This window comes from Microbacterium terricola, from assembly GCF_027943945.1.
In the GTDB taxonomy this organism is placed as follows: Bacteria; Actinomycetota; Actinomycetes; order Actinomycetales; family Microbacteriaceae; genus Microbacterium; species Microbacterium terricola.
Genome location: NZ_AP027141.1, coordinates 1,493,871 through 1,515,003, shown reverse-complemented (window position 1 = coordinate 1,515,003; position 21,133 = coordinate 1,493,871). Strand labels below are relative to the sequence as shown.

Sequence of the window (21,133 nt, the reverse complement as noted above, 5' to 3'; positions counted from 1 at the left end):
GGGCTCCGGCCCCCAGTAGAACCGAGCGGGGCAGGCCCGTCACAGCCGCAGTGAAAGTGGCCGGTCGATCCGAGAGGGGTCGCCGGCACGCGGGGTGGTACCGCGGCTCCGAGGAGTCGTCCTCGCAGGAAGCATCGCAACCTGCTGGAGAGACATGACCTATCCCCGCCCCTCGTCGCAGAGCGGCGCCGCCTTCGGGCCGGCCGCTGTCGTCCCGAGCCCGCGCTTCCCCGAGATCGAGCGCGACGTCCTCGCGTTCTGGGAGCAGGACGACACCTTCCGCGCGTCGATCGCGCAGCGCGAGGGTGCCGACGAGTGGGTCTTCTACGACGGCCCGCCGTTCGCGAACGGCCTGCCGCACTACGGTCACCTCCTCACCGGCTACGCGAAGGATCTGTTCCCGCGCTTCCAGACCATGCGCGGCAAGAAGGTCGACCGCGTTTTCGGCTGGGACACCCACGGGCTGCCCGCGGAGCTCGAGGCGATGAAGCAGCTGGGCATCACGGAGAAGAGCCAGATCGAGCAGATGGGTCTCGCGTCGTTCAACGCGAAGGCCCGCGAGTCGGTGCTCGAGTACACGCGCGAGTGGGAGGACTACGTCACCCGTCAGGCGCGATGGGTCGACTTCGAGCGCGGCTACAAGACGCTCGACACCGGGTTCATGGAGTCGGTGCTCTGGGCCTTCAAGAGCCTCTACGACAAGGGCCTCGCCTACGAGGGCTACCGCGTCCTGCCGTACTGCTGGCGCGACGAGACGCCGCTGTCGAACCACGAGCTGCGCATGGACGACGACGTCTACAAGATGCGCCAGGACCCGTCCGTCACAGTCACCTTCCCGCTGGTCGGCGCGAAGGCGGAGGCACTGGGCCTCACCGCCGTGCGCGCACTCGCCTGGACCACGACGCCGTGGACCCTTCCCACGAACCTCGCACTGGCCGTGGGTCCGGAGATCCGCTACGCCGTCGTGCCGGGCGGGCCGCTCGGTGCCGCGGACGTGCACCGCGACGACGAGGCCGGCGAGGCCGAATCGCACCGCTACCTCCTCGCGGAGGACCTGCTGGGCCCGCACGCGAAGGAGCTCGGCTACGAGACCCCCGCCGACGCGCGGGCTGCCATCGAGCAGACGGTTCTCGGGGCTGACCTCGCCGACGTGCACTACGACCGGCTGTTCGACTACTACGCCGACGCCGAGACCTGGGGCACCGGCACCGCCTGGCGCATCCTCGTCGACGACTACGTCACCACCAGCGACGGCACCGGGATCGTCCACCAGGCGCCGGCCTACGGCGAGGACGACCAGAGGGTCACCGAGGCCGCCGGCATCCCGCTGATCATGAGCCTCGACGACGGCGGACGCTTCCTGCCGCAGGTGAGCGATGTCGCGGGGGAGCTCTGGATGGACGCCAACCGTCCGCTCATCCGCCTGCTGAGGGCCGAGGGCCGCCTGCTGCGCGAGGCCAGCTACGAGCACTCGTACCCGCACTGCTGGCGCTGCCGCAACCCGCTCATCTACAAGGCGGTCTCGAGCTGGTTCGTGCGCGTCACGCAGATCAAGGACCGCCTGGTCGAGCTCAACGAGCAGATCACCTGGGCACCCGAGAACGTCAAGCACGGCCAGTTCGGGAAGTGGCTCGAGGGCGCCCGCGACTGGTCGATCAGCCGCAACCGCTACTGGGGCTCGCCGATCCCGATCTGGAAGAGCGACGACCCCGAGTACCCGCGTGTCGACGCGTACGGCTCGCTGGAAGAGCTGGAGCGTGACTTCGGGCGCCTGCCGGTCAACGAGACCGGCGAGGTCGACCTGCATCGCCCGTACATCGACGACCTCACCCGGCCGAACCCGGACGACCCGACCGGCCGCTCGACGATGCGACGCATCGAGGACGTGTTCGACGTGTGGTTCGACTCCGGATCGATGCCGTACGCACAGGTGCACTACCCGTTCGAGAACCGCGACTGGTTCGACGAGCACGCGCCCGCGGACTTCATCGTCGAGTACATCGGGCAGACGCGCGGCTGGTTCTACGTGATGCACGTGCTCTCCGGCGCGCTGTTCGACCGGCCCGCATTCACGGGCGTGGCCTGCCACGGCATCGTGCTCGGCAGCGACGGGCAGAAGATGTCGAAGTCGCTGCGCAACTATCCCGACGTGTCCGAGGTGTTCGACCGTGACGGCTCCGACGCGATGCGCTGGTTCCTGATGGGGTCGTCCGTGCTGCGCGGCGGAAACCTCGTCGTCACCGAGGAGGGCATCCGCTCCGGCGTGCGCGAGTTCCTGCTGCCGCTGTGGAACGCCTGGTACTTCTTCGCGACGTACGCGAACGCCTCAGGGCCCGACGGGTACCACGCCACCTGGCGCACCGACTCGACGAACGTCCTGGATCGCTACATCCTGGCCCTCACCGGCGACCTCGTGCGCGATGTCGCCCGTGAGCTCGAGGTGCTCGATTCGACGACCGCGGCGGTGAAGCTGCGCGAGTTCGTCGAGGCGCTCACCAACTGGTACATCCGGCGCTCGCGCGACCGGTTCTGGGTCGGGGCGGACGCGTCGACGGGCTCGGAGAGCTCGACCGAGGCGTTCGACACCCTGTACACCGTGCTCGAGACGGTCACCCGGGTCGCCGCACCTCTCATCCCGCTCATCTCCGAGCGCATCTGGCAGGGGCTGACCGGCGGTCGCAGCGTGCACCTGGAGGACTGGCCCGACGCAGCGGCCTTCGCCCCCGCATCCGACATCCGCACCGCGATGGACACGGTCCGCGAGGTCTCCAGCGTCGCCAACGCGCTGCGCAAGAAGGAGGGCAAGCGCGTGCGCCTTCCGCTGCCGCGGCTCAGCGTCGTCGTACCGGATGCTGCCGCCCTCCGTCAGTTCGACGACATCCTGCGCGAGGAGCTCAACGTGAAGGACGTCGAGCTCGTCGAACTCGGCGAGGGCACGGCGGCCGCGTACGGCATCACGCACCGCCTGGCGGTGAACGCCCGCGCGGCGGGCCCGCGCCTCGGCAAGCAGGTGCAGCAGGCCATCCACGCCGCGAAGGGCGGCTTCTGGACGGAGTCGGACGGCGTGGTCGTCGCGGGCGGACTCGCGCTGGAGCCGGGGGAGTACGACCTCGTGCTCGAGACCACCGGACGCCCCGAGGGCGAGGCGCTCGCCCTCCTCGGCGGCACGCCGGGCACCCAGGGCGGCTTCGTCCTGCTCGACACCACCACGACGGACGCGCTCGAGGCCGAAGGCTTCGCCCGCGACGTCGTGCGCGCCGTGCAGGACACCCGGAAGGCGGCCGGCTTCGACGTGAGCGACCGGATCCGCCTCCAGCTCGACTTCGAGGACACGGCCGACGCCGCTGCCCTCGCGTCCGGGTTCGATGCGGCCGACGTCGCCGGCGAGACGCTGGCGCTGGCGCACGCGGTGCGCGACGCCACCGGCGCCGAGGTGCTCGCCGCAGGCGGTCCGTACACCGGTCCGGGCGACCACACCGCCGCTTTCGCCGCAAAGGCCTTCGCCAATGCGGGCGGATTCACCGTCACCGTCACGAAGGTCGAGGCCACCCGATGAGCGACCGGTCCAGGGCAGATGCCGTGTACGCCGCACTGCTGAGCCGTCAGGGCGAGCGCTGGGTGCAGCCCCGCGTCGAGCGCACCCGGCGCCTGCTCGAGTTCCTCGACGACCCGCAGCGCACGTACCGCGTCGTGCACGTCACCGGGACCAACGGCAAGACGTCCACGAGCCGGATGATCGAGAGCCTCGTGCGCGCCCACGGACTGCGGACCGGGCTGTTCACCAGCCCGCATCTCGAGCGGTTCACCGAGCGGATCGTGGTCGACGGCGAGCCGGCGTCCGACGCCGCCGTCGCGGACGCCTGGGAGGAGATCGAGCCCTTCGTCGCGCTCGTCGACGCCGAGCTCGCGGCATCGGGCGAACCGCCCCTGACGTTCTTCGAGCTCCTCACGGCGCTCGCCTTCCTCGTCTTCTCCGATGCGCCCGTCGACGTCGCGGTCATCGAAGTCGGCATGGGCGGGTCATGGGACTCCACGAACACCGCAGACGGCGACGTCGCGGTGATCGCGCCGATCGACATCGATCACGCCGACCGGCTGGGCGACACGATCGCCGAGATCGCCGAGGTCAAGGCGGGGATCATCAAGGACGGCGCAGCCGTCGTCTCCGCCCGGCAGGATCCCGCGGCGGAATCGGTGCTGCGCGCGGCCGCCGGCGTCCGCGGCGCCCAGATCGCCTTCGAGGGCGACGATTTCGCGCTGCGTGAGAGCCGCCTCGCCGTGGGCGGCCAGCAGATCTCCGTGCGCGGCCTCGCCGGCGGGTACGACGAGGTCTACCTGCCGCTGTACGGCTCCTACCAGGGCCAGAACGCCGCGCTGGCGATCGCCGCCGTCGAGTCGCTCGTCGGCGGAGCCGCGCGGTCGATCGACCAGGACGTCCTCACGCAGGGCTTCGCGGAGACCACCTCGCCCGGACGCCTGCAGCTCGTCGGCATCGAGCCGACCGTGCTCGTCGACGCCGCGCACAACCCGCACGGTGCGCGCGCCCTCGCCGACGCCCTCCGCGAGTCGTTCGCGTTCGAGGAGTGGGGCGTGGTCCTGGGTGTGCTCGCCGACAAGGACGCCGCAGGCATCGTGGCGGCCCTCGCCCCGGTCGCCACGCACATCTTCGCCACCGCACCCGTCTCCGAACGCGCAGAGGACGCCGATGTGGTGGCCGATCTGGCCGAAGCCGCGGGCATCCCCGTGACGGTGCATCCGGGTCTCGCCGACGCCGCGGACGCTGCGCGCGAGTGGGCCGCGTCGGGCGAGCGGCGCGCGGTCGTCGTCGCCGGCTCCGTGCTGCTGGCCGGCGAAGCGCTCACTCTCGCCCGCGAGGACGACTGGAAGAGCGGGTGGACCGCGTGACCGCCGACGCGCCCGCCGCGACGGCTCCGCGTCCGCGCCGCCGCCGAGGAGCGGCGGAGTCACTGGGCTCGATCGTCCTCGTGTTCGAGTCGGTCATCGCTTTCCTCGGCGGGCTCGTCCTCTACGGGCTGAAGGCCCTCCCGGCGGGGATCGAGCCCTGGTGGGGCATCGTGGCCGGCACGATCGTGGCGCTGCTGATGCTCGCCGTCAGCGGCCTGCTCCGTTACCCCTGGGGCATCGCGCTCGGCTGGGCGCTCCAGGTCGTCGTGCTGCTCGGCGGCATCCTGGTCCCCGCCCTCGCGATCGTCGGCCTGGTTTTCGGTGGCATGTGGGCGTATGCCACCATCAAGGGGGCTTCCCTCGACCGGCGCAACGCGCTGCTGGCGGCGGAGTCCGACATCCCGAACGGAGACTGACATGGCCACCGAAGAGACTCTCGTCCTCGTCAAGCCCGACGGCGTCGCCCGCGGACTGACGGGCGCGATCCTCGCCCGCATCGAAGCGAAGGGGTACGCGCTCGTCGACATCCGCCTCGTCGAGCCCGACCGTGAGCGGCTCGAGCGCCACTACGCCGAGCACGAGGGCAAGCCCTTCTACGAGCCGCTGCTCGAGTTCATGCTCTCCGGCCCGTCCGTCGCGATCCGGCTCGCCGGCAACCGCGTCATCGAGGGCTTCCGCTCCCTCGCGGGGACCACGGACCCCACGACGGCAGCGCCCGGTACGATCCGCGGCGACTTCGGCCGGGACTGGGGCGTCAAGGTGCAGCAGAACCTCGTGCATGGGTCCGACAGCCCGGAGTCCGCGGCGCGCGAGCTCGATATCTGGTTCTGACGGTCCGCCCCGCCGACCTCAGAACAGGGCGCCGAGCACGTCCAGGCGCAGCTGCGCGAGCACCGCGATGATCGCGTAGCTGACGATCGCGAGCAGGGGCACCCAGCCCATCAGGGCCTCGGCGCCCCGCCGGATCGCCGGGGGAGCGGGCAGCAGTCCTGCGCGCAGCACGTGCAGCGTCACCGCGTAGTACGTCGGGATCGTCACCACCCAGGTCACCATGCACCACGGGCACAGCGTGCCGAGCACGTAGATGCTCTGGCCGATCAGCCAGATCACGAACACGAAAGCGAACGTCAGGCCGAGTTCGAAGAGCCACCAGAACCAGCGTGCGAACCGCGCGTGGGCGAGGATCGCGAACCCGACGACGATGGGTGCCACCCACCCGGCGAGACCGAGGATCGGGTTGGGGAAGCCGAACACGCTGCCCTGCCATGACGCCAGGTTGGCCGTGCACTGCACGAGCGGACTGAAATCGCAGGATGCCGTCGAGCCGGGGTTCTGCAGGAGGTGGAAGCGCTCGGCGGTGAGCGAGAACGCCGCCCACCAGCCGATCGCGCCGGCGATGATGAGCCAGATCGCCAGGGCCAGGGGACGCGTGTGGGTCTGCTGCGGGGGCATGCTCGGATTATCGCATCGACGGCTTCGCGCAATCCGCGCGCGAAAGTGCGATAATGATCTCGATGTGTTGCGGCCGCGCCGCGACAAGGCATCACAGAAGACTTCGGGGCGATGATCGCCCTTCGCAGCCCGAGCCACGGGCCGGCTGCAGACCGAGTGAGTTCGCGGCACCGCAGGTGCGGCGCCGCACGAGATTTCGCCGGGCGACGCGCGGTGTCGCCCGCAGGAAGCAAGCCAGTGACGGCCGATGGCAACGACGAATACGACGACAACACCCTCACCGAGCGCGAAGCGCCGGTAGCCGCCGAGACGACCGACGTCGTCGAGGCGACGGAGGTTGCCCCCGCAGAGGCCGCTCCGGTCGCGGACGAGGCCACCCCGGAGGCTGCGCCGGTCGGCGAGCCCGAGGTCGCCGCGGAGGACGCGGTCGCGTCTCCCGACGCGCCGACCGACGTCGACACCGCTCAGGCCGCGCCCGAGGCATCCGCCGAGGCCGAGGCATCTGCCGAGGCCGAGGCCGAGGCATCTGCCGAGGCCGAGCCCGCAGCATCCGCCGAGGCCGAGCCCGCAGCATCCGCCGAGGCCGAGCCCGCAGCATCCGCCGAGGCCGAGCCCGCAGCATCCGCCGAGGCTGAGCCCGCAGCATCCGAGGAGCCCGAGGCGGCGCCGGAGGAGTCCGGTCCGGTCACGGCCGTGAGCCTGGGCCTGCTGCCCGAGGTGTTCGTGTCTGCTGTCTCGACGCAGCTCATGTTCTACGCACCGGCGATCGCGCCGCTGGCCGCCGCCCCCGAGGCAGCGGACGAGGAGGACGAGCAGCCCGCCCAGAGCTCGTCGCGCCGCCGCAACCGCCGCCGTGGCGGCGCCGCGGAAGGCCGCGAGCCCGCCTCCGAGCCGGTCGAGCGTCAGCCGCGCCAGCGCGCGGTCGAGCTCATCACCGAGCCGCAGCGCATCAAGGGATCGACCCGTCTCGAGGCGAAGAAGCAGCGCCGTCGCGACGGTCGTGAGGCCGGCCGCCGCCGCGCCGTCGTGACCGAGGCCGAGTTCCTCGCCCGCCGCGAGGCCGTCGACCGCGTCATGATCGTCCGCTCCAAGAACGGCCGCATCCAGATCGCCGTGCTCGAGGACAACGTGCTCGTCGAGCACTATGTCGCACGCAGCCAGGAAGCCTCACTGATCGGCAACGTGTACCTCGGGCGCGTCCAGAACGTGCTGCCCAGCATGGAGGCGGCCTTCGTCGACATCGGCCGCGGCCGCAACGCCGTGCTGTACTCGGGCGAAGTGGACTGGGATGCCGTCGAGACCGGCAACCAGCCGCGCCGCATCGAGCTGGCGCTGAAGAGCGGCGACCGCGTGCTCGTCCAGGTCACCAAGGACCCGGTCGGCCACAAGGGCGCACGCCTGACCAGCCAGATCTCGCTGCCGGGCCGTTACCTCGTGTACGTCCCTGGTGGCGCGATGAACGGCATCTCGCGCAAGCTGCCCGACACCGAGCGCGCCCGCCTGAAGAAGATCCTCAAGGAGGTGCTGCCGGAGTCGTCCGGCGTCATCGTCCGCACGGCCGCCGAAGGCGCCACCGAGGACCAGCTGACCCGCGACGTGCAGCGCCTCACCACGCAGTGGGAGCACATCAGCGCCCAGGTCGCCAACGGACAGGCGCCCGCGCTGCTGCACTCCGAGCCCGATCTGCTCGTGAAGATCGTCCGCGATGTCTTCAACGAGGACTTCACGAAGATGCTGATCCAGGGCGAAGAGGCGCACCAGACGATCTCGCGCTACCTGGAGGGCGTCGCCCCCGACCTGCTCGATCGGGTCGTCGCACACGAAGGCGACGCCGACCCGTTCGACGAGTTCCGCGTCACCGAGCAGATCGAGAAGGCGCTGGACCGCAAGGTGTGGCTGCCCTCAGGCGGCTCGCTCGTGATCGATCGCACCGAGGCCATGACGGTCGTCGACGTCAACACCGGCAAGTTCGTCGGCACCGGCGGCAACCTCGAGGAGACCGTCACCAAGAACAACCTTGAGGCCGCCGAGGAGATCGTCCGCCAGCTGCGCCTGCGCGACATCGGCGGCATCATCGTGGTCGACTTCATCGACATGGTGCTCGAGTCGAACCGCGACCTCGTGCTACGGCGCCTCGTCGAATGCCTCAGCCGCGACCGCACCAAGCACCAGGTGGCCGAGGTCACCTCACTCGGTCTCGTGCAGATGACCCGCAAGAAGCTCGGCCTGGGCCTCCTCGAGACCTTCAGCGAGCCGTGCGAGGTCTGCGCGGGGCGCGGCGTGATCGTGCACCACGATCCGGTCGTCAAGCATCGCTCGTCGAACACGAACTCGTCGTCCAACCGCCGGCCGCGCTCCACGCCGCCGCAGAGCACCGCGCCGGCCACGGGCACCCACGTCATCACCGAGGGCATGAAGTCGGCGCTGGCCCAGATCGCGGCGTCGACGATCCACCCGGTCGGCGACGAGGTCGCCGAGGCGGCCGCACCCGCCGCGATCGCGACCGAGCAGGCTCCCAGCGAGCGTCCGAAGAAGCAGCGGAAGAAGCGGAAGGATTCGTCGCAGACTGCCGCGCCGAAGACCAACGCCGATCTGCTGCTGGACTCGGTCCTCAACGCCCTGCCCGAGCCCAAGGCTCCGGGAGAGGGACGTTCCCGCCGTCGCGTGACCACCGCCGCACTCACCGGCACCCCGGTGGCGCACGCGCCGATCAACGAGGGCTAGACGCCACGGCGCTGGCGCGCCCTTCGACAAGCTCAGGACAGGCCACGGCGCTGGCGCGCCGTGATCCGCAGACCTGAGGCGATGAGGGCGCGCACCAGGGCGTGTCCGTCGACGTGACGGGCGCCCGCGGCGACCAGTCGGGCATGCGCCTCGGCCGGGACGTCGTAGTGGTCGCGGTCGAATCCGCGTCGCGGGATCTCGTTGGCGTCGGCGAACGCGTGCAGCTCCTCCAGCGAGGCATCGCTGATCAGGTGCGCCCACAGCCGGCCGTGCGCCGGCCAGCGTGGATCGTCGATGAGAATCGCCACGCGGCCGATCCTAGGTGAGGGCACACGGCGAACGCACAGGCGACACGACCCGCCTGCTTTTGCGTGGTACCCCTCGCATCGGGTAAAGTGGACCCTTGGTGCGTGACGTGTCGTCGTGCGACGGCGACCAGTCGAGAGCTGTGGTTCCGCACCTGACTCTCTTTGGGTCAACCCAGACAAGTCTTTCCAGACAACGGAGCGGTGCGCTCCCAGATGAAACAGGTGTGAAGTGGTCTACGCAGTAGTGCGCGCCGGCGGCCGGCAGGAGAAGGTGGAGGTCGGCACGATCGTCGTCCTCGACCGTCAGAAGGCGAAGGTCGGCGAGACGCTCGAGCTGCCCGCCGTCCTCTTCGTGGATGGCGACGCGGTCACGACCGACGCCGACAAGCTCGCGAAGGTCACCGTCACCGCTGAGGTGCTCGGCGAAGAGCGCGGCCCCAAGATCGTGATCCAGAAGTTCAAGAACAAGACCGGCTACAAGAAGCGCCAGGGCCACCGCCAGGACCTCACGCGCGTCAAGGTCACCGGCATCAAGTAAAGCCACAGGAGACGCAGAGATGGCACACAAAAAGGGCGCAAGCTCCACCCGTAACGGTCGTGACTCCAACGCTCAGCGCCTCGGCGTGAAGCGCTTCGGCGGTCAGCAGGTCCTCGCCGGCGAGATCATCGTCCGCCAGCGCGGCACGCACTTCCACCCCGGCGCCAACGTCGGCCGCGGTGGCGACGACACGCTGTTCGCTCTCGAGGCGGGCGCTGTCGAGTTCGGCACGAAGGGCGGCCGCAAGGTCGTCAACATCGTGGCGGCCGCGCAGTAGTCGCAACGCAGACAGAATTCTCGTGGAGGGGGCGGGCTTCGGCTCGCCCCCTCCACGCACATATCCAGGATCTACCGTGAGGGGGAGCGCATGGTCACGTTCGTCGACCGAGTGACACTGCACCTGGCCGCAGGCAAGGGCGGCAACGGCTGCGTGTCGGTCAAGCGCGAGAAGTTCAAGCCGCTGGCCGGCCCCGACGGCGCCAACGGGGGCAACGGCGGCGACATCATCCTGGTCGCAGACCCGAACGTGACGACGCTGCTGTCCTACCACCACTCACCGCACCGCTCTGCAGGCAACGGCGGCTTCGGCATGGGCGACCACCGCTCCGGCGCGGTCGGCGAGGATCTCGAGCTGCCCGTGCCCGTCGGCACGCTGGTGAAGGACGCCGACGGCACCACCCTGGTCGACATGATCGAGCCCGGCATGCGTTTCGTCGTCGCGCCCGGCGGCATCGGCGGACTCGGCAACGCGACGCTCGCCAACCCGAAGCGCAAGGCGCCCGGATTCGCCCTGCTCGGCACGCCCGGCTGGACCGGCGACGTCCAGCTCGAACTCAAGACCGTCGCCGATGTGGCCCTGGTGGGCTTCCCGTCTGCGGGCAAATCCAGCCTCGTCGCCGCGATCTCCGCCGCACGGCCCAAGATCGCCGACTACCCGTTCACCACACTGCACCCGAACCTGGGCGTCGTCCAGGCTGGCGACCTCCGCTTCACCGTCGCGGACGTGCCAGGGCTGATCGAGGGCGCCAGCGAAGGCAAGGGCCTCGGTCTGGAGTTCCTCCGTCATGTCGAGCGCTGCACCGCCCTCGTGCACGTGCTGGACTGCGCGACGCTGGAACCGGGACGCGACCCGCTGAGCGATCTCGAGGTCATCCTCGCCGAGCTGGCCGCCTACCCGGTGCCCGAGGGTCAGGTCCCCCTGCTCGAACGCCCGCAGCTGGTCGCGCTCAACAAGCTCGACGTGCCGGAGGCGAAGGATCTCGCCGAGCTCGTGCGTCCCGACCTCGAGGCCCGCGGCTTCCGCGTGTTCGAGATCTCCACGGTCAGTCACGAGGGCCTGCGCCAGCTCACCTTCGCACTCGGCGACATCGTCGCCGCGCACCGCGTCGCGGAAGCCGCGAAGCCGGCGGCCGAGCGCATCGTGATCCGCCCGCGGGGCTCGGAGCGCGATTTCAGCATCCGCGTCGAGGGTGGGACCTACGGCGACATCTTCCGCGTGCTCGGCGCCAAGCCGCTGCGGTGGGTGCAGCAGACCGACTTCCAGAACGAGGAGGCCGTCGGCTATCTCGCCGATCGCCTCGAGAAGCTGGGCGTCGAGACGGAGCTGTTCCGCGCAGGCGCCACGCCCGGCGCCACCGTCGTGATCGGCGAGGGCGACGGCATCATCTTCGACTGGCACCCCACGATGACCTCCGCGGCCGAGCTGATGACCGCGCCTCGCGGCACCGACCCGCGACTGGACATGAACCCGCGTCGCACCACCTCGCAGCGCCGCGAGCGCTACCACGAGCGCATGGACGCGAAGGCGGAAGCACGCGCCGAGCTCGAGTCCGAGCGCCTGGCCACGCTCAGCGATCAGGTGGACGACGAGTGACGGCGGTGGACCGCGCCGCACTGGCCACCGCTCGCCGGGTGGTCGTGAAGGTCGGCTCGTCGTCCATCAGCGGTGAGAACGCCGCCAAGATCGGGCCCCTCGTCGAGGCACTCGCGCAGGCGCACGGCCGCGGCACCGAGGTCGTGCTGGTGTCCTCCGGCGCCATCGCCACGGGCATGCCGTTCCTCGCGCTCGACTCGCGCCCGCACGACCTGGCCACGCAGCAGGCGGCGGCCGCGGTCGGGCAGAACGTGCTCATCTACCGCTACCAGGAGGCGCTGCGCTCCTACCGGATCGTCGCAGGACAGGTGCTGCTGACCGCGGGAGACCTCGAGAACCCCACGCACCGCTCGAACGCCCAGCGCGCGATGGAGCGCCTGCTCGGGCTGCGCATCCTGCCGATCGTGAACGAGAACGACACGGTGGCGACGCACGAGATCCGCTTCGGCGACAACGATCGGCTCGCCGCACTCGTCGCGCAGCTCATCAGTGCGGACGCCCTGGTGCTCCTCAGCGACATCGAGTCGCTGTACACGCGCCCGCCGGACGAGCCCGGTGCCGCCCCGATCCCGCTGGTCGCGCACGACGACAGCCTCGACGGGTTCGAGTTCGGCTCCGTCGTGGTCAACAGCGTCGGCACAGGGGGAGCGGCGACCAAGGTCTCAGCCGCGCGGCTGGCCGCAGCATCCGGCATCGGCGTCCTCGTCACGAGCGCGGACCTGGTCGCCGAGGCGCTGGCCGGCGCCGACATCGGCACCTGGTTCGCGCCGAATCCCGCGGCCGGATCGCACGCCTGAGCCGTCGCTAGACTGGTCCGATGACCACGACTGTGCTCTCCGCACGCGATCGGATGCTGCGGGCGCAGAGCGCCGCACGATCGGTCGGGCTGCTGAGCGACCGGGCCAAGAGCACCGCGCTGCAGGCGATCGCGGACGCGATCGAGGCCGCGACCGACGACATCGTCGCGGCCAACGCGGAGGATCTGGCCCGCGGCGCCGAGTCCGGTCTCTCGATCGGCCTGCAGGACCGCCTCCGGCTGGATGCGACCCGTGTCTCGGCACTGGCCGCCGCGGTGCGCGACGTCGCCGAGCTGCCCGATCCGGTGGGACGGGTCCTCGATCGCCGCACGCTGGCGAACGGGGTCGAGCTCACGAAGGTCAGCGTGCCGTTCGGCGTGGTCGGGTCGATCTACGAGGCCCGCCCGAACGTCACCGTCGACATCGCCGCGCTCGCGCTGCGCTCGGGGAACGCGGTCGTGCTGCGCGGGGGAACGGCGGCGGAGAAGACGAACGCGGCCCTCATCGCCGTGATGCGCGCGGCCCTCGCCGCGGAGGGCATTGATCCCGAGGCCATCCAGACGGTCGACGAGTTCGGCCGGGAGGGGGCCCGCGAGCTGATGCAGGCCCGCGGCATCGTCGACGTCCTCGTGCCCCGTGGCAGTGCGCAGCTGATCGAGACGGTGGTGACCGAGTCCTCGGTTCCGGTCATCGAGACGGGCGCCGGCGTCGTGCACATCCTGCTCGACGCCACCGCACCGCTCGAGTGGGCCCGCGAGATCGTCGTCAACGCGAAGGTGCAGCGGCCGAGCGTCTGCAATGCGGTCGAGACCGTCCTGGTGCACAGGGACGCCGCCGAGCGCCTGGTCGGCCCCGTCGTCGGCGCCCTGCAGGAGCGGGGCGTCACGGTGCACGGTGATGCCGCCGTCGCCGCCCTCGCAAGCGGGATCGTCCCCGCGACCGACGCGGACTGGGCCACCGAGCACCTCAGCCTCGAGCTGTCGATGCGGGTCGTGGACGATCTCGACGAGGCACTCGAGCACATCCGCCAGTACTCGACCCACCACACCGAGTCGATCATCACCCAGGACGACGCCGCCGCCGAGCGCTTCCTGGCCGAGGTCGACTCGGCCGTGGTGATGGCCAACGCGTCCACGCGCTTCACCGACGGCGCCGAGTTCGGCTTCGGCGCCGAGGTCGGCATCTCGACGCAGAAGCTGCACGCACGCGGTCCGATGGGCCTGCCGGAGCTCACCAGCACGAAGTGGCTGGCGCGGGGTTCCGGGCAAGTGCGCGTCTGACGCCCTAAACTGGACAACGCGCCGGGTCCGGCGCAGACCCGATCGGAGCACGCATGACTTTCGCCCCGCTTCTCGCCCTTGCCGTTGAGGAAGCCGAGCACCACGGCAACGTCGCGCTCGAGACCGTGGGCTACGGCCTCGTGGCCCTCACCGTCTTCGGCGTCCTCGCGCTGGTGACCGCGTCCTACCGCAACGTCGCCAACCGCCACGCACACAAGGCCGAGGCGTACGCACGCGCGCACGCCAACGACGTTCAGCAGGCGGGGCACGGCCACTAGGCCGCCTGAATGACGGCTGCGCGAGCCCCCAGGATCGGGGTCATGGGTGGGACGTTCGACCCCATCCACCACGGTCACCTCGTGGCGGCGAGTGAGGTCGCCGAGTCGTTCGACCTCGACGAGGTCGTGTTCGTGCCGACCGGCCAGCCCTGGCAGAAGGAGAAGGTCTCGCTCGGCGAGCACCGCTACCTGATGACCGTGATCGCGACAGCATCCAATCCCCGCTTCACCGTCAGCCGGGTCGACATCGACCGCACCGGGCCGACCTACACGATCGACACGCTGCGTGATCTGAAGTCGCAGCGACCCGACGCCGACCTGTTCTTCATCAGCGGCGCGGACGCCGTCGCGCAGATTCTCAGCTGGCGCGACCATGATGAACTGTGGGACCTGGCGCACTTCGTCGCAGTGTCGCGGCCCGGCCACGTGCTGAACACGGACGGGCTGCCCACTGACGATGTCAGCCAACTCGAGATCCCCGCCCTGGCGATCTCATCGACGGACTGCCGTGACCGAGTCCGTCGCGGTCACCCGGTGTGGTACCTCGTACCCGACGGGGTTGTCCAATACATTGCGAAGCACCACCTCTATCGGAGCAAGGCATGAGCACACCCGATCAGCCGGATAACCCTCCGCTGACCCGAAAGCAGCTGCGTGAGCTGCGCCAGACCGGCGCGGTTCCCGTCATCTCCCCAGACGACGGCGGAGCTGCCCCCGACGAGCCCGCAGCGACCCCGGAGAATCCGCCGCCCGCCCCGCTGGCGCGCGCCGCCGAGCCGGTCGAGCTGCCCCCCGCACCCGTCCCCGACGAGGCCGTCGACCTCGGCATCTCGCCGCTGACCCGTCGTCAGGCACGTCAGCAGGAAAAGATCCGCACCGCCTCGGTGCCGGTCATCACTCCCGAGGTGGCCGCCGCGCACACGGCACAGTTCGCCGCGCCCGAGTCCGAGCCCGAGACCTCGTCTGAGACCGAGACCGCGTCTGAGACCGAGACCTCGTCAGAGACCGACACCGATTCCTCGGAGATCCTCGAGGCGGAGGTCGACGAGACGTCGCCTGAGGAGGCTGAGCCCGCGCAGGCAGAACTCGAAGCGGACGAGGAGCCGGCCGCGGCCGAGGAACTCGTCGAGGAGTCCGCACCCGAGCCCGAGGCGCAGGAGGAGGTCGTCGACCGTCCGCTCGTGCACCCCGAGCTGGGTGCCGAGCTGCTGGCCGGCGAGCCGGCCTCCGTCGACCTGCCGCCCTCGTTCGATCAGCTGCTCGCGCGGTCGGCGACCGGCTCCATGGCCGCGACCAACGCGCTCATCCTCTCGCAGACCCCGGCCGGTGCCGGCGCGTCCATCGTGGCGCCGGTGACCGCCACGGGCGAGATCCTCATCACGGGGACGCTCAACCTGCCCGAGGGCCTCGGATCCACGGGTCACGCGCACGGCACGGCCGACGGCAAGGAGGTCGATGCGGTCCTCGTGGACGGCGAGCTGCCCGCGCACTCGTCGCCGACGCCGATCGCCGCCAGCGCCGCGATCAGCACCGTGAAGAGCGCAGGCGAGATCATCCAGCCGCCCGCCCCCGAGAAGGGGAGCAAGCTCATGCTGACGCTCGCGATCACCGCCGGTGTGCTGGCCGTCGCCCTCGTCGGCGTGCTGATCGTCGCCATCGTCACGGGGGTGTTCCAGTGACCGCCACCGCGCAGTCGCGCGACATGCTGCAGATCGCCGCGATCGCGGCGGATGCGAAGGGCGGAGAGGACCTCGTCGCGCTCGACGTGTCGGAGCCGCTGCCGCTGGTCGACATCTTCCTGCTGATCACCGGCCGCAACGAGCGCAACGTGGCGGCGATCGCCGATGAGATCGAAGACCAGCTGCTCGAGAACGGGCACAAGCGCATCCGCCGCGAGGGCCGGCAGGAGGCCCGCTGGGTGCTGCTGGACTTCGGCGACCTCGTCGTGCACGTCTTCCACGAGCAGGAGCGGATGTACTACGGGCTCGAGCGCCTGTGGAAGGACTGCCCCGTCGTCCCGATCGACCTCCCGACGGGCGCCCCGTCGGTCGATTGACCCTCGCGGTGGTTCGGAGCACGCTCCGGGATGTAGTAATCTAGTGGAGTTGTCCCGCGCAGGCGGGTGCAGCGTGAGGGCCTGTGGCGCAGCTGGTAGCGCACCTGCATGGCATGCAGGGGGTCAGGGGTTCGAGTCCCCTCAGGTCCACAAAACACCCCCGGTTGCCCGGGGGTTTTTGTGTTCCTGGAGCATGCGTGGGCAGAGCGGTCAGCTCATCGCATCCACGAGTTCCACCCGACCCACCTCGACCGCACCCTTCGCCGTATTCGCGATGTGCGCTCGAGAGACGATGATCGCGGCGACGACCATGATCGCCGCACCGAGCCAGTAGGGCGCAGCGTGGCTGACCGTGGCGTAGAGCGCGGCAGCGATCAGCGGTGCGACGGTCGACATCGCCGCACTGAGCGACTGGGTTGCCCCACCGAGCCAGCCCTGCTCGTCGTCGCCGACAGCGTTGGACATGGCTCCGTCCATCGCCGCCTGCGCAGCACCCTGCCCTGCAGCGAGCATGAGTGCGCCGACGATGAACACCCACGGTTGGGCGATGATCGACGCGACCAGGGCCAACGCGACCAGGCCGATGGTCTGTCCGACGATCCCACTGATGATGACGCCGCGCTCGCCGATGCGGGGGAGCAGGATGCCCAGCAGCACGCCCTGGATGAGGATGTCGATGATGCCGATGGATGCCGTCATCAGCCCGATCTCCGTAGGACCCCAGTTGATGGAGTCGAGCGCGAGGACGCTGAAGTTGTTCACGAAGAATCCGAACGACAGCGCGAGCAGGCCGCAGCCGATCAGCAGTCCGCGCAGCTCCTTGCGGCCGAACGCGTCCTTGAAGACGGAGAACGGCTGCACGTCGCGCATGGAGATCGTGGGGATGCGGTTCTCGGGCGTGAGGCTCTCGGGGAGCAGGAAGATGCTCAGGACCGCGACGAGGAGGGAGATCCCGGCGGTGATGAAGACGGGAAGCTGAAGGCTCACCCCTGCCAGCAGTCCACCTACCGCGGGGCCGATCATCATTCCGATGCCGGAGAGCGCGCCGAGGATGCCGAAGCGCTTGGCGCGCTCTTCGGGCGGTGTGATGTCGGCGAGGTAGGCGAACAGTGCAGGGAGATCACCTGCGGTCACACCCTGGATGGCGCGGGCGAGCACGAGCACCCAGATCGCGCCTCCGAGGCCGAACAGGGTCATCGCGAAAGCCGCGCCGAAGGCAGCGACGATGATGACCGGCCGGCGTCCGAAGCGATCCGAGAGGCGACCGAGGAAGGGAGCCACGAGGAAGGCGCAGAGTCCGTTGATGGCCTCGAGGACGCCGACCCAGATCGCCAGGTCGTTCTCGTTGCCGACGTACCGGAGAACCAGGAAGGGGAGGACGGGGAGAACGACCGTCATGCCGATGACGGTGAGCATCGTCAGCACGACGAGCATGACCCAGGCGCGTCTGCGGACGCGGGTCGAGTGGGATGGATTGAGTGAAGTCATGCCATAAGTGTATCGAGACCAGTTTTAGTGTCAATTCAGGATTGGACCAGGTTCGGTATAGTGGGGTCATGTCGACAACGCAGCCTCCAGGACGCCGCGAGCGCAAGAAGGCCGCCACTCGGAAGGCGATCTCCGACGTCGCGACACAGCTCTTCCTCGAGCGCGGATTCGACAATGTGAGCATCCGCGAGATCGCCGATGCCGCCGACGTCTCGCCGACCACGGTGTTCGCGCACTTCGCCCAGAAGGAAGCACTCGTCTTCGACGAAGACGACGAGCAGCGGGATCGGCTCGTCGCCGCGGTGCGCGACCGGCCTTCCGGCACGACGATCAACCGCGCTCTGTACGACTTCTACCTCGCCGAGATCGGCATGAACCTCGCGGAGCACGGCGATGACGTCGCGCGCACGTTCATGACGTTCCTCAAGGAGACTCCGGCCCTTCGCGATTACGCGACGAAGATGTGGCTGCGGCACGAGGATGCCCTGGCGAGCACCATCGCCGACGAACTCGGGCTTGCCGGACCCACGGCTGAGATCCGCGTGTACGCCAGGTTCGTCCTGCAGATGCAGACGCTCGTCGCCGAGAGCGAAGACCAGCGCGCCGAACTCGATGCCGGGTTCGCCATCCTCGAGGGCGGCTGGGCGCCGATCGAGACTCGACTGGCGGAAGCGGCCGGCTGAACGGCACTACGGTGGGGAGCGTGACTGCACAGCCGCGTTGCCCCTCCTGCCGGCATTTCGTTTTCCTCGACGCACTCGTCTGCGATCACTGCACGGCCGAGCTCGGATTCCACATCGTCTCGCGGCAGTTCTACGGCCTGCACGCCGGGCGCGTGGAGATCGACGGGATGCGCTGGTATCCCTGCTCGCAGCGCGAATGGTCGTGCAACTGGCTGGTCCGGGAGGACGCGCCGGCGGGCCGGTGCTTCTCGTGCCGCCTCACGCGCACGCAGCCCCCTGCCGACGACACGGTGGCCATGGAGAAGCTCGCGAGCGTCGAGGAGGCGAAGCGGCGCCTGCTGCTCCAGCTGGGAGACCTGGGTCTGCCCATCGTCCCCTGGAACCGGCAGCGCGGCGGACTCGGGTTCGATCTGATCTCGAGCCTGTCCACCGGGTCGCCCGTGATGATCGGGCATGCCAACGGCATCATCACCCTCGACCTCGCGGAGAGTCTCGACGACCGGCGCGAAGCCCTGCGCGTGCGCCTCGGCGAGCCCTACCGGACCGTCCTCGGCCACCTGCGCCACGAGGTCGGCCACTACTACCAGACCGTGCTCCTCACGGACGACGCCTCGTGGACTCGGTGCCGGGAGCTGTTCGGCGACGAGCGGGCGAGCTACCGCGACGCGATCAAGCGGCACTACTCGCTCGGCGCACCCGCGGACTGGCGGACGGCCTTCATCTCCGAGTACGCCACGATGCATCCCTGGGAGGACTTCGCCGAGACGTTCGCCCACTACCTGCACATCACCGGCACCCTGCAGACCGCCGCGGCGATCGGCATCCGTCTGGACGCCGCCGTCACCAACCTGCGCGACACCGACGTGCAGCCGCGCGAGTCGTACGAGAACCAGTCGGTGCAGCAGCTGCTGAGCGACTGGGAGTGGATGTCGCAGGCGTTCAACCGCATCAACCGGTCGATGGGGCAGGGCGACCTCTACCCGTTCGAGATCGTGCCGCCGGTGCGCGTCAAGCTCGGCTTCGTGCACGACCTCGTCACCCGCGCGCCGCTCAGTGCCGAGGAGCAGTTCGCCGCGGCCTTCGCGCTCGAGGCCGAGACCGCCTGAGCGATCAGGCTTCCGCCCTGCCACGCGTCGAGGATCGCGCCGCGGAGCGCCGTGCCACGCTCGGCGAAGCCGCGCTGGCGCCGCACGTAGTCCGCCTTGCCCTCGGCTGTCTCGATGCGGATGGGCTCCACGTCCCACTCGGCCAGGTCGTACGGGGAGGCGGCCATGTCGACGGCGCGGATGTCGCGGGCGAGCTCGAAGGCGTCGAGCAGCAGCTCACCGGGAACGATCGGGCCGAGCTTCACCGCCCACTTGTAGACGTCCATTCCCGCGTGCAGGCACCCCGGCTGGTCCAGCACCGGCTGCGCCTCGCGCGTGGGCGCGAAGCGGTTGCGCGGCACCGCGTCGTCGGTGAAGAACCGGAACGCGTCGATGTGGGTGCAGCGCAGCTCGTGCGCCTCGACGACATCGTCGGTGCCCGCGCGCCCCAGCCGCAGCGGAACCGCGTGCCGGTGCTCGGGTGCGCGGTAGACCATCGCCCACTCGTGCAGCCCGAAGCAGCCGAACTGCCCTGGGGCGGTCAGCCGCAGCATCCGCTCGCACAGCGCGGCGAGCTGCGACTTCTCCGCGGCGAACCGCTCGGCATCGACCCGGATGCTGCCGCCGGCCGTCCCCGCCGTGTACCAGCGCCACTGTGCGCGCGGCGAGTCGGCCGCATCGGCCAGCTCGACGCCCGCGCCCGGATGCCAGCGGCGCAGGATCGCCGGCTTGTACGAGTAGTACGTGAACAGGAAGTCGTCGACCGGATGCTTCTCGCCCCGCGACGCGCGTGCACGGTGCGCGGCGGTGAGCTCGTCTGCGCGCACCTGATGTGCCTGCTCGCGCTGCTCCCACCGGGTGCGCTCGAGCACCACAGCGGTGCGGTCGGCCAGGACGGTCATGCTCCGAGCCTACGCGGGCTCACTCCTCGTCGACGGCCTCGATGAGCGCGGGGGAGTTGTTGCGGACGTTGCCGACCGCCTTCGAGACGACATGGTCGGCGAGGGTCTCTGCGACGACAGGGGCCGCGTCGATCGCCGCGTCGAGCACATCTCGGACGTTGTCGGTCGACGGGTCGAGCCACGCATCGGCGTGGTCGGCATCGACGAACAGGGGCATGCGGTCGTGGATCGACCCGAGGTGCCCGATGGCGTCACGGGTGAGGATCGTGAAGCTCAGCAGCCAGCGGTCGGGATCGTCGTCGGCGGCACCCGCGTTCTTCCACCATTCGTAGAGGCCGGCGAGGAACAGCGGCTCGCCGTCAGCGGGATGGATGTAGTGCGGCGTCTTCTGCTTGTCGAGCGTCTTCCACTCGTAGTAGCCCGAGACCGGGACGACGGCACGACGCTTCTCGAAGGCCTTGCGGAACATCGGCTTCGACTCGAGTTCTTCCGCCCGGGCGTTGAACGCGCGTGAGCCGACCGAAGGATCCTTCGCCCACGCCGGGACGAGCCCCCAGCGCGCCGATTCGATCCGCCGCGTGGGAGGGTCGGTCTTCGCCGAGTCGATGACGATCGCCGCGCGGTCGGTCGGGGCCACGTTGTACGAGGGGGCGGGCAGATCGTCGGCGACCAGGTCTGCGCGCAGCACGCCGACCAGCTGGGAGCCGACATCAGCCACGACGAATCGTCCGCACATGGCTGTCAGCCTACGCGCGGGCTCCGAC

At 69.9% G+C, this 21,133-nt stretch carries 20 protein-coding genes, 1 tRNA gene and 1 pseudogene; 17 read left to right on the top strand and 5 right to left on the bottom strand.

From position 1 onward, the window contains the following. Positions 1–154 precede the first annotated feature (154 nt). The 4 genes from ileS to ndk are packed head-to-tail and all read left to right on the top strand — an operon-like array spanning position 155 to position 5,736. Positions 155–3,556: an isoleucine--tRNA ligase gene (gene ileS / locus Microterr_RS07100; protein WP_263798669.1), complete on the top strand. Its 3,402-nt coding sequence runs from the start codon at positions 155–157 to the stop codon at positions 3,554–3,556. Then, positions 3,553–4,905 (top strand): bifunctional folylpolyglutamate synthase/dihydrofolate synthase, encoded by a 1,353-nt coding sequence (locus Microterr_RS07095; RefSeq protein WP_263798670.1) that lies wholly within the window; start codon positions 3,553–3,555, stop codon positions 4,903–4,905. The genes ileS and Microterr_RS07095 overlap by 4 nt, the downstream gene beginning before the upstream one ends. Beyond that, the gene (locus tag Microterr_RS07090) at positions 4,893–5,321 is read left to right on the top strand and encodes a DUF4233 domain-containing protein (protein WP_263798671.1); all 429 of its coding nucleotides are present in this window, start codon (positions 4,893–4,895) and stop codon (positions 5,319–5,321) included. The genes Microterr_RS07095 and Microterr_RS07090 overlap by 13 nt, the downstream gene beginning before the upstream one ends. Position 5,322: 1 nt before the next feature. Continuing rightward, entirely contained in the window at positions 5,323–5,736 is a 414-nt protein-coding gene (ndk, locus tag Microterr_RS07085) for a nucleoside-diphosphate kinase (RefSeq protein ID WP_263798672.1), read from the top strand. An 18-nt stretch (positions 5,737–5,754) separates the two neighbouring features. On the opposite strand, the gene Microterr_RS07080 is transcribed toward ndk, so the two are convergent. Continuing rightward, positions 5,755–6,357 carry a vitamin K epoxide reductase family protein gene (locus tag Microterr_RS07080; protein ID WP_263798673.1) on the bottom strand — a complete coding sequence of 201 codons (603 nt, stop codon included), beginning with the start codon at positions 6,355–6,357 and terminating at the stop codon, positions 5,755–5,757. A gap of 237 nt (positions 6,358–6,594) precedes the next feature. Between Microterr_RS07080 and Microterr_RS07075 the strand changes: the two genes are divergently transcribed. Further along, positions 6,595–9,081: an Rne/Rng family ribonuclease gene (locus tag Microterr_RS07075; protein ID WP_263798674.1), complete on the top strand. Its 2,487-nt coding sequence runs from the start codon at positions 6,595–6,597 to the stop codon at positions 9,079–9,081. Positions 9,082–9,113: 32 nt separating this feature from the next. On the opposite strand, the gene Microterr_RS07070 is transcribed toward Microterr_RS07075, so the two are convergent. After that, a complete protein-coding gene (locus Microterr_RS07070; RefSeq protein WP_263798675.1) occupies positions 9,114–9,389 on the bottom strand; it encodes a DUF4031 domain-containing protein in 276 nt (91 codons plus the stop codon). A gap of 229 nt (positions 9,390–9,618) precedes the next feature. Here Microterr_RS07070 and rplU point away from each other — a divergent pair, with 229 nt between their 5' ends. The 10 genes from rplU to Microterr_RS07020 all read left to right on the top strand — a co-directional run bounded on the left by rplU (position 9,619) and on the right by Microterr_RS07020 (position 16,361). Continuing rightward, a complete protein-coding gene (gene rplU, locus Microterr_RS07065) occupies positions 9,619–9,927 on the top strand; it encodes a 50S ribosomal protein L21 (protein WP_150891668.1) in 309 nt (102 codons plus the stop codon). Positions 9,928–9,946: 19 nt separating this feature from the next. Further along, positions 9,947–10,204, top strand: coding sequence for a 50S ribosomal protein L27 (gene rpmA, locus Microterr_RS07060; protein WP_263798676.1), 258 nt, complete (start codon positions 9,947–9,949; stop codon positions 10,202–10,204). Positions 10,205–10,294: 90 nt separating this feature from the next. After that, positions 10,295–11,800, top strand: a complete 1,506-nt coding sequence (gene obgE, locus Microterr_RS07055) for a GTPase ObgE (protein WP_263798678.1) — start codon at positions 10,295–10,297, stop codon at positions 11,798–11,800. Further along, the gene (proB, locus tag Microterr_RS07050) at positions 11,797–12,597 is read left to right on the top strand and encodes a glutamate 5-kinase (protein WP_263798680.1); all 801 of its coding nucleotides are present in this window, start codon (positions 11,797–11,799) and stop codon (positions 12,595–12,597) included. The genes obgE and proB overlap by 4 nt, the downstream gene beginning before the upstream one ends. 20 nt (positions 12,598–12,617) lie before the next feature. Then, on the top strand, positions 12,618–13,877 hold the full coding sequence (locus Microterr_RS07045) for a glutamate-5-semialdehyde dehydrogenase (protein WP_263798681.1): 1,260 nt from the start codon (positions 12,618–12,620) through the stop codon (positions 13,875–13,877). Between the two features lie 53 nt (positions 13,878–13,930). Next, a complete protein-coding gene (locus Microterr_RS07040) occupies positions 13,931–14,155 on the top strand; it encodes a hypothetical protein (protein ID WP_263798682.1) in 225 nt (74 codons plus the stop codon). A 9-nt stretch (positions 14,156–14,164) separates the two neighbouring features. Continuing rightward, positions 14,165–14,761 carry a nicotinate-nucleotide adenylyltransferase gene (nadD, locus tag Microterr_RS07035; protein WP_263798683.1) on the top strand — a complete coding sequence of 199 codons (597 nt, stop codon included), beginning with the start codon at positions 14,165–14,167 and terminating at the stop codon, positions 14,759–14,761. Continuing rightward, on the top strand, positions 14,758–15,834 hold the full coding sequence (locus tag Microterr_RS07030) for a hypothetical protein (RefSeq protein ID WP_263798684.1): 1,077 nt from the start codon (positions 14,758–14,760) through the stop codon (positions 15,832–15,834). The genes nadD and Microterr_RS07030 overlap by 4 nt, the downstream gene beginning before the upstream one ends. 23 nt (positions 15,835–15,857) lie before the next feature. Next, positions 15,858–16,211, top strand: a complete 354-nt coding sequence (gene rsfS, locus Microterr_RS07025; protein WP_404810199.1) for a ribosome silencing factor — start codon at positions 15,858–15,860, stop codon at positions 16,209–16,211. A 77-nt stretch (positions 16,212–16,288) separates the two neighbouring features. Next, positions 16,289–16,361: transfer RNA gene (locus tag Microterr_RS07020), tRNA-Ala, on the top strand. A 60-nt stretch (positions 16,362–16,421) separates the two neighbouring features. On the opposite strand, the gene Microterr_RS07015 is transcribed toward Microterr_RS07020, so the two are convergent. Further along, a complete protein-coding gene (locus Microterr_RS07015) occupies positions 16,422–17,699 on the bottom strand; it encodes an MFS transporter (protein ID WP_263798686.1) in 1,278 nt (425 codons plus the stop codon). Positions 17,700–17,767: 68 nt separating this feature from the next. Between Microterr_RS07015 and Microterr_RS07010 the strand changes: the two genes are divergently transcribed. Both Microterr_RS07010 and Microterr_RS07005 read left to right on the top strand, forming a co-directional pair. Further along, positions 17,768–18,382 carry a TetR/AcrR family transcriptional regulator gene (locus Microterr_RS07010; RefSeq protein ID WP_263798689.1) on the top strand — a complete coding sequence of 205 codons (615 nt, stop codon included), beginning with the start codon at positions 17,768–17,770 and terminating at the stop codon, positions 18,380–18,382. An 11-nt stretch (positions 18,383–18,393) separates the two neighbouring features. Beyond that, a pseudogene (locus tag Microterr_RS07005) lies at positions 18,394–19,356 on the top strand (putative zinc-binding metallopeptidase); the annotation flags it as partial. A gap of 2 nt (positions 19,357–19,358) precedes the next feature. Here the strand turns inward: Microterr_RS07005 and Microterr_RS07000 are convergent. Beyond that, positions 19,359–20,369 (bottom strand): 3-methyladenine DNA glycosylase, encoded by a 1,011-nt coding sequence (locus tag Microterr_RS07000; protein WP_263798690.1) that lies wholly within the window; start codon positions 20,367–20,369, stop codon positions 19,359–19,361. 19 nt (positions 20,370–20,388) lie between these two features. Next, positions 20,389–21,105 (bottom strand): SOS response-associated peptidase, encoded by a 717-nt coding sequence (locus Microterr_RS06995; RefSeq protein ID WP_263798691.1) that lies wholly within the window; start codon positions 21,103–21,105, stop codon positions 20,389–20,391. Positions 21,106–21,133 lie beyond the last annotated feature (28 nt).

Bases quoted from the DNA above. Each gene is read 5' to 3' on its own strand.
- Microterr_RS07000 (WP_263798690.1), bottom strand. From the start codon at position 20,369: ATGACCGTCCTGGCCGACCGCACCGCTGTGGTGCTCGAGCGCACCCGG.
- rsfS (WP_404810199.1), top strand. From the start codon at position 15,858: ATGCTGCAGATCGCCGCGATCGCGGCGGATGCGAAGGGCGGAGAGGAC.
- Microterr_RS07030 (WP_263798684.1), top strand. From the start codon at position 14,758: ATGAGCACACCCGATCAGCCGGATAACCCTCCGCTGACCCGAAAGCAG.
- ileS (WP_263798669.1), top strand. From the start codon at position 155: ATGACCTATCCCCGCCCCTCGTCGCAGAGCGGCGCCGCCTTCGGGCCG.
- ndk (WP_263798672.1), top strand. From the start codon at position 5,323: ATGGCCACCGAAGAGACTCTCGTCCTCGTCAAGCCCGACGGCGTCGCC.
- nadD (WP_263798683.1), top strand. From the start codon at position 14,165: ATGACGGCTGCGCGAGCCCCCAGGATCGGGGTCATGGGTGGGACGTTC.
- Microterr_RS07045 (WP_263798681.1), top strand. From the start codon at position 12,618: ATGACCACGACTGTGCTCTCCGCACGCGATCGGATGCTGCGGGCGCAG.
- Microterr_RS07015 (WP_263798686.1), bottom strand. From the start codon at position 17,699: ATGACTTCACTCAATCCATCCCACTCGACCCGCGTCCGCAGACGCGCC.
- Microterr_RS06995 (WP_263798691.1), bottom strand. From the start codon at position 21,105: ATGTGCGGACGATTCGTCGTGGCTGATGTCGGCTCCCAGCTGGTCGGC.
- rpmA (WP_263798676.1), top strand. From the start codon at position 9,947: ATGGCACACAAAAAGGGCGCAAGCTCCACCCGTAACGGTCGTGACTCC.
- Microterr_RS07010 (WP_263798689.1), top strand. From the start codon at position 17,768: ATGTCGACAACGCAGCCTCCAGGACGCCGCGAGCGCAAGAAGGCCGCC.
- Microterr_RS07040 (WP_263798682.1), top strand. From the start codon at position 13,931: ATGACTTTCGCCCCGCTTCTCGCCCTTGCCGTTGAGGAAGCCGAGCAC.
- Microterr_RS07095 (WP_263798670.1), top strand. From the start codon at position 3,553: ATGAGCGACCGGTCCAGGGCAGATGCCGTGTACGCCGCACTGCTGAGC.
- obgE (WP_263798678.1), top strand. From the start codon at position 10,295: ATGGTCACGTTCGTCGACCGAGTGACACTGCACCTGGCCGCAGGCAAG.
- Microterr_RS07080 (WP_263798673.1), bottom strand. From the start codon at position 6,357: ATGCCCCCGCAGCAGACCCACACGCGTCCCCTGGCCCTGGCGATCTGG.